Origin of the sequence: Oscillatoria nigro-viridis PCC 7112 (assembly GCF_000317475.1) — a bacterium.
Taxonomy (GTDB): Bacteria; Cyanobacteriota; Cyanobacteriia; order Cyanobacteriales; family Microcoleaceae; genus Microcoleus; species Microcoleus nigroviridis.
The window spans coordinates 2,056,010-2,068,189 of record NC_019729.1 but is presented as its reverse complement, the minus strand read 5'-3'; the positions used below and the strand labels follow the sequence as shown (position 1 = coordinate 2,068,189).

At 44.6% G+C, this 12,180-nt stretch carries 10 protein-coding genes; 3 read left to right on the top strand and 7 right to left on the bottom strand.

From position 1 onward, the window contains the following. Positions 1-136: 136 nt before the first annotated feature. Positions 137-529 (top strand): FxLYD domain-containing protein, encoded by a 393-nt coding sequence (locus tag OSC7112_RS08825; RefSeq protein ID WP_223300793.1) that lies wholly within the window; start codon positions 137-139, stop codon positions 527-529. 311 nt (positions 530-840) lie between these two features. After that, positions 841-2,568, top strand: coding sequence for an ABC transporter ATP-binding protein (locus OSC7112_RS08820; RefSeq protein ID WP_015175581.1), 1,728 nt, complete (start codon positions 841-843; stop codon positions 2,566-2,568). Positions 2,569-2,805: 237 nt separating this feature from the next. Here OSC7112_RS08820 and vapC read toward each other — a convergent pair whose 3' ends face one another. The 5 genes from vapC to OSC7112_RS37995 form a co-directional block, all read right to left on the bottom strand. Continuing rightward, complete coding sequence (vapC, locus tag OSC7112_RS08810; RefSeq protein WP_015175580.1) at positions 2,806-3,207, bottom strand: type II toxin-antitoxin system tRNA(fMet)-specific endonuclease VapC; 402 nt, start codon at positions 3,205-3,207, stop codon at positions 2,806-2,808. Continuing rightward, entirely contained in the window at positions 3,204-3,434 is a 231-nt protein-coding gene (locus tag OSC7112_RS08805; protein WP_015175579.1) for an antitoxin, read from the bottom strand. Before OSC7112_RS08805 ends, vapC begins: the two co-directional genes overlap by 4 nt. Before the next feature lie 108 nt (positions 3,435-3,542). Continuing rightward, positions 3,543-3,755 carry a hypothetical protein gene (locus tag OSC7112_RS08800; protein WP_015175578.1) on the bottom strand — a complete coding sequence of 71 codons (213 nt, stop codon included), beginning with the start codon at positions 3,753-3,755 and terminating at the stop codon, positions 3,543-3,545. 19 nt (positions 3,756-3,774) lie between these two features. Beyond that, complete coding sequence (locus OSC7112_RS08795) at positions 3,775-8,235, bottom strand: WD40 domain-containing protein (RefSeq protein WP_015175577.1); 4,461 nt, start codon at positions 8,233-8,235, stop codon at positions 3,775-3,777. A gap of 112 nt (positions 8,236-8,347) precedes the next feature. Continuing rightward, on the bottom strand, positions 8,348-8,665 hold the full coding sequence (locus tag OSC7112_RS37995; RefSeq protein ID WP_015175576.1) for a hypothetical protein: 318 nt from the start codon (positions 8,663-8,665) through the stop codon (positions 8,348-8,350). A gap of 667 nt (positions 8,666-9,332) precedes the next feature. On the opposite strand from OSC7112_RS37995, the gene OSC7112_RS08790 reads away from it, so the two are divergent. Then, complete coding sequence (locus tag OSC7112_RS08790; protein ID WP_006631047.1) at positions 9,333-9,689, top strand: hypothetical protein; 357 nt, start codon at positions 9,333-9,335, stop codon at positions 9,687-9,689. Positions 9,690-9,871: 182 nt separating this feature from the next. Here OSC7112_RS08790 and OSC7112_RS08785 read toward each other — a convergent pair whose 3' ends face one another. Next, positions 9,872-10,840 carry a YegS/Rv2252/BmrU family lipid kinase gene (locus OSC7112_RS08785; protein ID WP_015175575.1) on the bottom strand — a complete coding sequence of 323 codons (969 nt, stop codon included), beginning with the start codon at positions 10,838-10,840 and terminating at the stop codon, positions 9,872-9,874. Between the two features lie 404 nt (positions 10,841-11,244). Continuing rightward, positions 11,245-11,973: a DUF3891 family protein gene (locus tag OSC7112_RS08780; RefSeq protein WP_015175574.1), complete on the bottom strand. Its 729-nt coding sequence runs from the start codon at positions 11,971-11,973 to the stop codon at positions 11,245-11,247. Positions 11,974-12,180: the final 207 nt, after the last annotated feature.

The window sequence follows — 12,180 nt, the reverse complement described above, 5'->3', positions numbered from 1 at the left end:
GTGACTTATATTGTAGAATTAATTCCAAACACTTCCCAAAAACAACATGATTGTTTTACCTTTAACACTAGCTTTATCTAGTTTGCTAATGTCGCCGATATCGGCTCGCCCTTTGCTTACAGACTCTACAAATACAATGGCTCAAAACTCACCAGTTGACGAGCCGTTTTGCTACATGAAAACCCCCGACGGCAAAACAGTAGACTTGGGCAAGTTGTGCGAGAAACAGCCAGCTTCTGGAACTTCCCAAACTTGCATTCCCGGTTCCAACATTGCTGCAAAAGTGTCAATTGCGGCGGCAAATTATGACGGCAACTTTTTCAGCGGTCAAGTCCTTAATCAAGGCTGCAAAACAATCAAGAATGTCAAAGTCAATTATGAAGTTTTGGACGAGTCAGGCAATTTAATTGACAACGGATTTATCTACGCTGAACCAGTTACTCTTGCACCCGGACAGTCAGCCACTTTTCGGGGCGAAGTGGTCACGGGGGATCAGGTACTAGCGACTCATGCAGACGGGCAAGAATGATTTTAGATTTTAGATTTTAGATTTTAGATTGAAGAATTGGACAATTAACCCCACGGATGAATCCGGGGGCTTTATCTCCCGGATGCTTTCGGTGAAGAATGATTGTTGAGATTTGTCCGATCGCTGATATCATATTCAGGCTCAGATATCTCTATGACTTACGCAGAGATCCCCCTCGCATCCCCCTTTTTAAGGGGAACTTTGAATAATCATAATCTTGTGCCACCCTTACTAAAGGGGGTTAGGGGGGATCGAAGTTGGAATATTCTTGCACAGATCCCCAAAAACAGAATTTGCGAGGGCAAAATATCTTGAAAACTCGATCGACATACTGGCAAATCTTACCCTACCTCCGTCCCCAAAAACACACCATCGGTAAAGCATTAGCTTGTACCGTAGTATTTACCGTATTTTGGCCGATTATAGCGTGGCTGGTTGGCGAAACAGCCAAATTTATAGGTAAAGGAGATTTACAAGGATTCGCTCAAATTGCTGCACTCAGCGCCATTATATTTCTACTTCGCGGTACGGCCCAGTACGGTCAAGATACGCTGATGGCAAAAGCAGCTTTGACTATTGCTTTAGAACTCCGGAAAAAAGTCTACTCCCACCTGCAAAAACTCAATCTCGGATACTTTGAAACTGCCAAAACCGGAGACTTATCCTACCGCCTCACCGAAGATATTGACCGCATTGGCGAAGTCGTAAATAAATTTTTTCATCAGTTTATCCCTTGTGTTTTGCAGCTAATTGCCGTCATGGGATATATGATTTATCTCAACTGGCAATTAACTTTGGGTGCATTAATTATTGCACCGCTGATGGCTATCTTAATTGGTTGGTTTGGCGAGAGACTGCTGAGTTACTCGCGCCAAAGTCAAAATCGCATCTCTGATTTATCCGCTTTGCTGACAGAAGTATTCAGCGGCATTCGTTTAATCAAAGCATTTGTGGCTGAAGACTACGAAATTGCCCGCTTTGCAGAAGAAGCAGAACAAAACCGCCGCGCTAAGTATTTGTCAGAAAGAGTAAAAGCACTTCAGTTCGTTGTAGTTGGCTTTTTGGAAGCGATGAGCGTGATTTTGCTTTTTTTCCTCGGAGGTTGGCAAATTGCTCGAGGAAATCTCACAGGTACTCAATTTATCAGTTATATCGCAGGGGTGGCACTTTTAATTGACCCGATCGCCATTACAACTGCTAATTACGGGGACTTTAAGCAGGGAGAAGCTTCGAGCGATCGCATTTTTGAATTATTAGCAATTGAACCCACAGTAGTTGAAAAACGGGGGGCAATTGAACTTCCCCACGTTACCGGCAAAGTCGAATACCGCAATATTAATTTTGCCTATAACTCAGAGACACCCGTTCTGCAAAACATGAGTTTGTTGGTGCTTCCCGGAGAAATGATTGCCCTTGTAGGCGCATCCGGTGCGGGGAAAACTACGTTAGTAAACTTGTTACCCAGATTTTACGATCCGCAAGCGGGACAGATTTTAATTGACGGTATTGATATTCAAGATGTCACCTTAAATACTCTGCGGAGGCAAATCGGAATTGTACCGCAAGAAACGATTTTATTTTCGGGTACAATTGCTCAAAATATCGCTTTCGGTCAATCTTATTATGAACTGAAAGATGTGCAAAAAGCTGCGGAGATTGCTAACGCTCATCAATTTATTAGTGAGTTTCCCGACGGCTATCAAACTTGGGTAGGAGAAAGGGGTGTAAATTTATCTGGTGGACAGAAACAAAGAATTGCGATCGCCCGTGCAGTTTTGCTCGATCCGAGAATATTGATTTTGGATGAAGCGACATCGGCGCTGGATTCGGAATCCGAAGGTTTAGTGCAAGAAGCGCTGGAAAGATTGATGCGCGATCGCACGGTGTTTATTATCGCTCACCGGTTGGCTACTGTGCGGAGAGCCGATCGCATTTTAGTGTTGGAAAAAGGCAGAATTGTGGAATCTGGGACGCACGAGGAGTTGCTCGAAAAGGGCGATCGCTACGCAGGCTACTACGCTCAACAGTTTAGTCAGTAGGTACGTTAGAAACCGGGTTTTTGGCCGTGTCTGCTGGCCTCAACGAAGTATTCTCGTAAAAACCCGGTTTCTGACCACCCGTGGGTAAGTCCTGTTCGGGATAGCTTCGGTTCACGAAGTTTATTTGTGGGGTTTGGGCGAAGCATTGGGATAGTTTAATTCTGGTTTTTTCTATTAGAGTGTCGCGCGAATGCTTCGCCCCTACGGGGGTTGGCGCCACAACGGAAAATGCGATCGCTAATCAACCCAATTTTCTAAGGTTAATCCTGGGATACGGGACAATTCTCTCACATTATTCGTCACCAGTGTCAGCCCCAAACTGATTGCTTGGGAAGCTATCAGCAAATCCATTGCACCCGCGACAATACCTTGACGTTCTAATCCTGCTCTAATTTGTCCATAAGTTTGCGTGCATCTTTCATCAAAAGCAACTATTGGTAAAGTTATTAAAAACTGAGTAAGTGCTGCCCGATTTTGCTCTTGACGCTGACTCTTGTAAACGCCATACTCAAGTTCAGCAATAGTAACAGATGAAATACCGATATCAAAAATTTCAACTGTTTGGAATTTCTCGAAAACTTTTTGGGGTTTTTGCTTGATGATGTAGATGCAGATGTTAGTATCCAGTAAAAATCTCATTCAAAATCCTCTCTACTCTCCACAGGAAGCTGCTCCCTAACTAGCATAAAGTCGTCCGAGAACATATTCAAACTATCAAAAAAAGTTGTCCAAGGATTTTCTTTCGAGATCAGGACAAGAGCATCTCCTATTTTTTTGACGTACACTTCATTTCCTGCAAAATGGAATTCTTTGGGTAATATGACTGTCTGATAGTCATCAGCTAGCGATAATTTAGCAGTATTCATTGTTTTTCCTCCAGAGTGATTTAACTTATACTTTAAATTGAATCTCCACTTGAGCCAATTAAATTGTAGCAGAGGATGGTAGGTTTAGTTGTCCCATGAGTTTCTTTCTTATTCTAGTTCCCGGTCAATTTCTTCAACAGTTCTGGAAACATGACGGCTGCGGATTTCTGTAAGCAATTCCAACACTTTACGCCGCCCCGGAGGCTTTTCTGGTATAATCACAAAAACTTCAACCTCTTCGCCCATAGAACCAGGAGGCACTTGAATTTCGAGTTTATTTCCTGCAATAACTTTGGTGGTAATCCGTATTGCTGACTGCATAGTTCCTCCTTTGCGGTGATTAATTTTCCACAGCCCCTAAAGCTTTGAGCGTGGCTTTTTCAACTTCCGTTAAACCCGTAACTCCAGCAATATTCATATTTTCATAAAGTCCGTCTGTGAGAGTCTTTATGCACTCTCCTTTATTGACATTCCAGAGTTTAATCGTGTTGTCACCACTGCCACTGGCAAGCCATTCACCGCTGGGACTGAATACGACTGAAATAACGGCGTTTTCATGTCCGGTTAAAGTCCGCAAACACTCTCCAGTATTGCCATCCCAAAGCTTGATAGTGTTGTCATCACTGCCACTTGCAAACTGTTGATTTTCGGGACTGAATGCGACTGAGTAAATCGAATTGTTATGTCCGATGAAAGTCCGCAAACATTCTCCGCTATGGCTATTCCAAAGCTTGATAGTGTAGTCATCACTGCCGCTTGCAATCAATTCACCATCAAAACTAAAAGTGACTGAATTCACCCAATTATTGTGTCCGGTGAAAGTCCGCAAACACTCTCCGCTATGACTATTCCAAAGCTTGATAGTATTGTCACTACTGCCACTGACTAGCCATTCACCATCGGGACTGAAAGCCACTGAACGCACTCTATCTTCATGGCCCATGAGAGTCCGCAAACACTCTCCGGTATGGTTATTCCAAAACTTGATAGTATTGTCATAACTACCACTGACTAGCCATTTACTGTTAGGACTAAATGCGACTGAATAAATCCAACTTTCATGTCCTATAAAAGTCTTCATACACTTTCCTGTATGGCTATTCCAAAGTTTAACTTTGTTGTCCAAACTGCCACTGACAAGCCATTCACCATCGGGACTAAATGCGACTGAACGCACTTTATTTTCATGTCCTTTGAAAGTCTTTATACACTTTCTAGTAGTGCTATCCCAGATTTTAATACTATTATCACTACTACCACTGGCAAACCATTGACCGTCTGGACTAAATACGACTGAAATAACCGCGTTTTCATATCCGGTCAAAGTCCGAAAACATTCTCCGGTATGGCTATTCCAAAGCTTAATTCTATTATCATGGCTGGCACTAATCAGGCATTGACCGTCGGGACTAAAGGCGACTGAAAGAAGCGAATATTCATGTCCGGTGAAAGTCCGCAAACACTCTCCAGTATGCCTATCCCAAAGCTTGATATTATTATCAAAACTGCCACTGACTAGCCATTCACCATCGGGACTAAAGGCAACTGAACACACGCTATTTTCATGTCCGGTGAAAGTTCGCAAACACTCTCCGGTATGGCTATTCCAAAGCTTGATAGTCTTGTCATAACTGCCACTAGCAAGCCATTCACCATCGGGACTAAAAGCCACTGAAAGAATCGAATTTTCATGTCCGGTAAAAGTCGGCAAGCATTCTCCAGTATGCTTATCCCAAAGCTTGATAGTATTATCAAAACTGCCACTGGCAAGCCATTCACCGTCGGGACTAAAGGTAACTGAACTTATAGAATTTTTATGTCCTTTTAAAGTCCGCAAACACTCTCCTGTATGGCTATTCCAAAGCTTGATAGTCTTGTCATAACTGCCACTAGCAAGCCATTCACCATCGGGACTAAAGGCAACTGAACGCACTGAGTTTTCATGTCCGGTGAAAGTCCGCAAACATTCTCCTGTATGACTATCCCAAAGCTGGATATTATTGTCAACACTGTCACTGGCAAGCCTTTCACCATCCGAACTGAAAGCAACTGAATGCACTGAATTTTTACCTGCCTGACAAGTTAAAATTTCTTTGGCACTTACTGCATCCCACAAACGAACAACACCATCTCTACCACCTGTAGAAAACAGTTTGCCATCGGGACTAAATGAGACAGAATTAACTGTACTAAACGCTTTAGCAAAAACAGATTCTGATAAATTTGTCTCAGTCAAATTGACGCGCCGCAGGCTAGCCTTTGTAAAATCACCACCTTTAATGATGGTATGAGAAAGGTCTTTTCCTTCTAAAGCAGCATTGTCCTTTTTTACTAACAGCGTCGCCGCATTCCCTCCCACGTAGCCTACTTCGCTTTCAGTTTTACCTCGCGTTGCTGCCAGAATTTCTAGAAGAGGCAAAACGCCAGTTTCAGAAACCATCGGTAACAACAAATCCATGACTGCTTTCGTCAGCGGCGCTTGTCCGAAACTGTGGCGAAGTTGCCCTAAATCTTCAGCAGCAAATCCCTTCAAAGCTGCGATAAGTTCACCCTTATTTCTCTTCTGGGCCTGAAGCCGACAATAATTAGACCAAGTATATTCTTGAGGTGCTGCATCAGGGTTGACACAAGACTGTTCCGGCGCAACTAATTCGGTAAAATCTGCAGCCAAAACTCCCAATTCCGCTGCAAATTTATAAGCGACAAAAAACTCTAATAACGAACGGTGCGCCGGAGCATAATCGCCATCTGCATTGCGAATCAGCATCGTTTGACCCATCATGTCATAATGCCAGTGGTCTAAGTCTTTTTCCTCTTGCACGACGGAACCAAACAAGCTGCGGATGCGATCGGGAAAACCGCGATAATTGAGGCTCATTTGGTCTGTAGACAGCATTTCCCACGATAACTCGCACAAGAAATAAAGCTTATCTGCTACAGAAGTAAAAGTACGTTCTGCTTTGATATCTCTCTCTATCTTCCGCCGCACCGCATACAAATAAATCCGCGACATATCCACTGGTTTTCCTGCTTCAATATCGGGCAATGCTTCCAAAATTAACTCGGTCATCACCGGGCGACGCGCTAAATCCAATAGTTGCGGGTTTCCCATCACTTTTTCCACTGTCGCCGCTTCTGTTTGAAATGACAGCGCTTGCCCAATTTGCTCGTCGTTAAATTTCTCTAATTCTAATACTTCAAATTGAGGAGTTTCGCCTGTTAAAATAGTTGTTGATGCTTGCAGTTCGGCATTTAACAATGCCCGTCCTTCCTTGGCTTCGGGAAAGTGTTCGGTACGGCAAGTGAGGATGACTTTTGCGCCGGGAACGACGGTTTTTGCTAATTCCCAAAAGTTGTTAATCATTTCCTGCCGATCGCACTTGGCGGCCATTTCATCAAAACCGTCGAAAATCAGCAGAAATTTACCCATGCGATTCAGTTGTTCAAAGGCCGAATAACCCGCCAAAGGTATCTCGTGCTTCCGAAAGAAAAACTCGGAAAATAGCGACTCGACACTAACTGCTTTGGCGTAATCCCGCAAAGGAATTACTAACGGCAAACGCGGACGTTCTAAGCCGCGCTTTTGAGCATCTCGGTAGCGTTGCAGCGCCATCCAAGCATAGTGCATCGCAAACCAAGTTTTCCCGGTTCCAAATTCTCCTAAAACTGAAATATGTTCTTTTACTGGGTCATTCAACCACAGGTCAATATAACCTTCGATCCAGCCATCTCGCCCGTCATAATGACTGACGCCTATTTTGCACTGAGTATCTGGGTCGATTTCGTCTTTCGTACAAGCTAGCGGTACGTATTTAGTATCAATTCCCCGCTTTTTGATTGCAGTTTCCAGCCAATCCAGATAAGCGGTAAAATCGGCATCTTGGTCGAGCAATTCATCGAAAGTAAAGCAAGCTAGATCGCTATTTTCATCTTTTTCAACTTCATCCCGCGCGGCGCGACTGATCCGGCGGGCGGTGACTAACCATCCTTCATCGGTGCGCTGTTTTTCCACCGACTCGCGCAAGGCTAAGATGTCTCTGAGTCCCGCTTCTCCGGCAATTCCGCGCACTAAAATGCGATCGTACCGATTGCGTCTAACCGGGACATTGATAATCCATTCAAAATAGTTATCTCCCCAGATTTCATATTTCTCAAACTTATAACTTAATGTTTCAAACCAACCGCGAACTTGTTGCGATAAAATAAAGGCTTGAGACTTTTGAATATTAGTTGATGCTGCTGCGGGAAGTGCGGGATAATCTTCGGCTTCCAACCGCGCAAATTCGGTGCGAATTCCTTCCAGCGTGGGGAGGCGTTCGATGCGATCCATTACCATAGATAGGCGTTTTTGCAAAGAGGCGATCGCATTTCCCACCATCACATCTCCCAGCGTGCGCGTCCGTTTTGCGACTTCCATAAACACGGCCGCAAATGCCATGAATTCCCGTCTGGGGTCAATGCCTAAATCTCGAATTTCTCGCCCCAAAGCACTTTCGTTGAGAAAGTCATCGCCTGCTTGAATTAAAATGGCTGGGCTATCGGACTCGAAAGCTTTGCGAAATGCTGATTCAATCTCTTTTTGGCGAAATAGTTCTAAAATCTGCTTGGGTTTGCCTGCGCCGTACTCTACTAAAGTATAAACATAAACTCCGCTAAAATCTGCCGGCGGAGCATCGGGGTCGAGGTTAAATCTTTTTAAGATTTTGATGACAGTTTCGTTGCGCTGAAACTTGTCTTTGACGGTGCCGAAGGGAATTGCCGTCAGGAGGCTGATAACTAAGTCGAGACTAATTGGGATCATTGAGTTCTTCCTGTTTATCCGGGGTCGTAATGCTCAAATCTCAAATCGGTAGGCTGTGTCCCTGAAATGCGCTGCGGGCGATCGCAAACTGCTTGAATTTTATGTTAACGCATCAGCCAACTGTCGCGCACTGACAGTCCGAGATTCGCACAGTCAGATATTTGCCATATTCCGACAGTAATCTCACAGTCCGAGATTTGCCATATTCCGGCAGTAATCTCACAGTCCTAGATTTGCCATATTCCGACAGTAATCTCACAGTCCGAGATTTGCCATATTCCGGCAGTAATCTCACAGTCCTAGATTTGCCATATTCCGACAGTAATCTCACAGTCCGAGATTTGCCATATTCCGACAGTAATCTCACAGTCCGAGATTTGCCATATTCCGACAGTAATCTCACAGTCCGAGATTTGCCATATTCCGACATTCCGCCAGGGGTTGAAACCCCTGTCTCATAGCTAAAGTCCTCTCAAGAGGACTATGGAATCATATTTTATTTAGTAATTTGATTTAACCCAGAAATTGCATGATATGTAATAACATTATTTGGTAAGTTGTTACTCACAGTTTGCATCATTTTTAAGAAATATTTCAGTCCTCTTAAGAGGACTTTCGCTATGAGGCGAATATTTTAACCCCTGCCGGACTGTGGGATTCTGCGAATATTTTAACCCCTGCCGGACTGTGGGATTCTGCGAATATTTCAACCCCTGCCGGATTGTCGGATTCTGCGAATATTTTAACCCTGCCAGACTGTCGGATTCTGCGAATATTTTAACCCCTGCCGGATTGTCGGATTGTGCGAATATTTTAACCCTGCCAGACTGTCGGATTCTGCGAATATTTTAACCCCTGCCGGATTGTCGGATTGTGCGAATATTTTAACCCTGCCAGACTGTCGGATTCTGCGAATATTTTAACCCCTGCCGCAGCGTGGGAATACCTAAAAAATATTACCATTTTTTCCTCGAAATGACCACTATAATCTCGAAAAAAACCGATACATATTGTAGTAATGATAGCTCGAATTTAGTTGGCATATCCAATTTTTAAAAGTTAAAATATAGATAACTAACCAATAAAAGTTGCTATCTATGAAAATACAATCTTCTGTCTTAGTCCACCTGGGATTTGGCAAATATGTACGCTCCGATCGAGTAACAGCAGTAATACCAATTGAAGAAGAACGGGGGCCGGGTCGGCGCACTTTCGTGCACGTTGATGGCGAAGCAGACCCGATCGTTGCTTCGCGCGCCGAAGATACAATTGTTCGCGATTTGGTGCAGGAACCGCGCGAAATAACTCAAGCTCGGCAGCAACAAGAAATCCTCCAAGATTTGCTGGCAGATTTGAGCAATGTTAACGTCACCGTGCGCCGGATCAGCCGCGATGAAGGCGGACTCGACCTCGAACGTTTGGAGCGCCGCATTCGCCAAATTTTAGACGCCTAAAAATGAAAGACCGCCCGCGCGGTCTTTCTTATTGTTGGTGTCGCTAAGGGATGAGAATTAAATAAAATCCACTTTTCATGACTGTTGTGGGATGGGCTCTTATAGCCCGTCCTTTCTGGGCGGGCGGGACGCCCATCCCACAAGAAAAAAGGGAAATTATTTAATTGACGATCCTAAAAATTTTAAGTTACGGGTTTCAATGTAATTTCGATGTCCGCTAAACCGGTGAGTTTTTCCACCACGGGCTCTTCTTCAACTCGCGGTACAAAAATAGTTAAACCTCCCGGAACGCACTCAATAGAAACCGGAGTCATGCCGATGATTTCGCCGTCTACAACCACTTTTTGAGGCGGATCGGCACTAATTGTTACTTTTTTTGCCCGCAAATAACCGATGTCGTCGCGATCTGTAGGATTGCCGCTCAAAGCTGTTTGCAAAAGGTGATAAGAAGCTGCGATCGCCCCAGCTTTATTCTCAGGCGCCACCAGCGTTACGTCCAGCAAGCCGTCATCAAAAATAATCCCGGCAGGCCCTTGAGCTAAAATGGAAGTAGGCGGCGCTGCATTCGCCACTGTCACCGCCACAGCAGTAAGGCTGATAATTTTATCATCGGTTTCGATTTCCGCTTCAAATCTTTCTAAATTGTTTAACTGTTTAATTCCTGACAAAATGTAAGCCAGCATTCCCCAGCGATTCTTCATTTCGCGATCGGCTAGTTCGACGGTTTCCGCCTCAAAACCCACTCCAGCTAACAAAACCATCGGCATTTCACCGTTGCAAATCCCCGCATCCACCACCCGCGTCAACCCTCCCAAAATAGTGGCGCAGGCGGCTTCAATTGTATTTGGAAGGTCTAAAGCATTAGCAAAAGCATTAGCAGTTCCCCGCGAAATAATTCCTAAAGGAATATTTGTACCCACAATCGCCCCGGCAACTGCTGACAATGTGCCGTCGCCCCCGGAAGCAATAATTGCCTCAACTCCCCTAGCCACTGCTTCGCGGGCAATGTCATCTGCGTCTACTTCTGGGGTTGTCAGCCGAATGTCTAAGTCAATAAAAGGCTCTAAAAGTTCCTGAATTCTAGCTAAGTCTTGGTCGGGGTCGCTATTACCGGCGACGGGATTGAAAATAAGGCAAGCTGAACGTTTCATAGTTGGTAATAGGTAATCGGTAATCGGTAATGGCTGAACTCAAACCCTAGATTTTTTGTCGTTTGTATCCAAGTTTCGACCGCCATCGCATCCCCCTTAATAAGACGACTTTTGACTGTTCTTATCCCCCCTTATTAAGGGGAGTTAAGGGGGAGCAAGACTCAACTATAACGCTGATTGATATCATGTCCGATCGAGTGACCGCGATTAAAAGGGCGGGTTTTTGAGATTGTCAGTTATGGGCAGATATTTTTCGTGAACCCGCCCCTACCTGATTTCGGGCGAAGCGAAGCGGAGGGAATCGACCGGACATAATATGAGACATGGTGTTAACATTAAGTTTACACAAATGCCATGCCCGCTAAACTTCTACAACAAGCCTCACCTATTTTTCAAAGGTTTAATTAGGACTTGACAAAAGTCCACTCTAAGACTTCGCGGGGAGCTTTGTGCAGCGCTTCCTTGATTTCCTGGTTGCTGTCGAACTTGACTCGATCCAAGTGGCACGCTTCGACGTTCACAGTAAATTTATCGCATTCAAAAGGCCAAGGAGTTACAGTCACGAGTTCGTTGCTGTGCTGTACAATATCGTAGCGCTTGCCGTCCGGGCCGACACTAATTTCTAAAGCTCGTTCTCCGGCGGGTAACTCGCGGCTGCAAAGAATTAACGATAGCCGATCGCACCACTGGAAAAAAGCATAAGCTGCTTTAGCATCTTCCTCGGAAATTTGCAACTCTTTTTGCCATTTTTTTTGATTTTCCAGTTGTTCGTCCAAAAACTCGTCGAGTTCTTTCGACTCTCCCCGCTTGCCTTCGTTGAGATAGCTCATGTGCATAGAAATCAGCATGGCTACCCACCTACCGCGATATAGGGCATTCTCCGTCATGGCTTTAATTTTCGGCAGAGAGGTTTCTGTCTGCAAGGTAAAATCAAAGGGCGCGCCCGCTTCAGTTAAAATATTTTCTTCCCACTCTTTCTCCAAATCGTCGTGATGAGAAATCGCCGCTATGGTTTCGTAAAGGCGAACCGGAGATTTCGAGCGCTTCCACTGTCCGCCAAGTTGCGCCGCGAGCAAAGCGTGGGCGCGGTGGTAAATAATTTCCCAGCCGGTGGCGGTTAAGTTAGCAATCATTGAATTTTTCTCCTGAATTAAGTTGAGTGCAAAGATGAGACGAGCAATTGCTTTAATCTTTGATTGATAGATCGATCGCAGATGCAAGGCAGATTAACGCTGATTAACCCAGATAATTTCCTGTTACGGCGATCGCATGAATGCAATGCGAGTCTATTGAAGTTTTCCGGGTTTGAGAGAGAATCTTGAGAGTTTCAAGCTGAGGAA

Excerpts from the sequence above, each read along its gene's own strand:
- OSC7112_RS08785 (WP_015175575.1), bottom strand. The coding sequence starts at position 10,840 with ATGAAACGTTCAGCTTGCCTTATTTTCAATCCCGTCGCCGGTAATAGC.
- OSC7112_RS37995 (WP_015175576.1), bottom strand. The coding sequence starts at position 8,665 with ATGTCGGAATATGGCAAATCTCGGACTGTGAGATTACTGTCGGAATAT.
- OSC7112_RS08805 (WP_015175579.1), bottom strand. The coding sequence starts at position 3,434 with ATGAATACTGCTAAATTATCGCTAGCTGATGACTATCAGACAGTCATA.
- OSC7112_RS08825 (WP_223300793.1), top strand. The coding sequence starts at position 137 with ATGGCTCAAAACTCACCAGTTGACGAGCCGTTTTGCTACATGAAAACC.
- OSC7112_RS08790 (WP_006631047.1), top strand. The coding sequence starts at position 9,333 with ATGAAAATACAATCTTCTGTCTTAGTCCACCTGGGATTTGGCAAATAT.
- OSC7112_RS08780 (WP_015175574.1), bottom strand. The coding sequence starts at position 11,973 with ATGATTGCTAACTTAACCGCCACCGGCTGGGAAATTATTTACCACCGC.
- vapC (WP_015175580.1), bottom strand. The coding sequence starts at position 3,207 with ATGAGATTTTTACTGGATACTAACATCTGCATCTACATCATCAAGCAA.
- OSC7112_RS08795 (WP_015175577.1), bottom strand. The coding sequence starts at position 8,235 with ATGATCCCAATTAGTCTCGACTTAGTTATCAGCCTCCTGACGGCAATT.
- OSC7112_RS08800 (WP_015175578.1), bottom strand. The coding sequence starts at position 3,755 with ATGCAGTCAGCAATACGGATTACCACCAAAGTTATTGCAGGAAATAAA.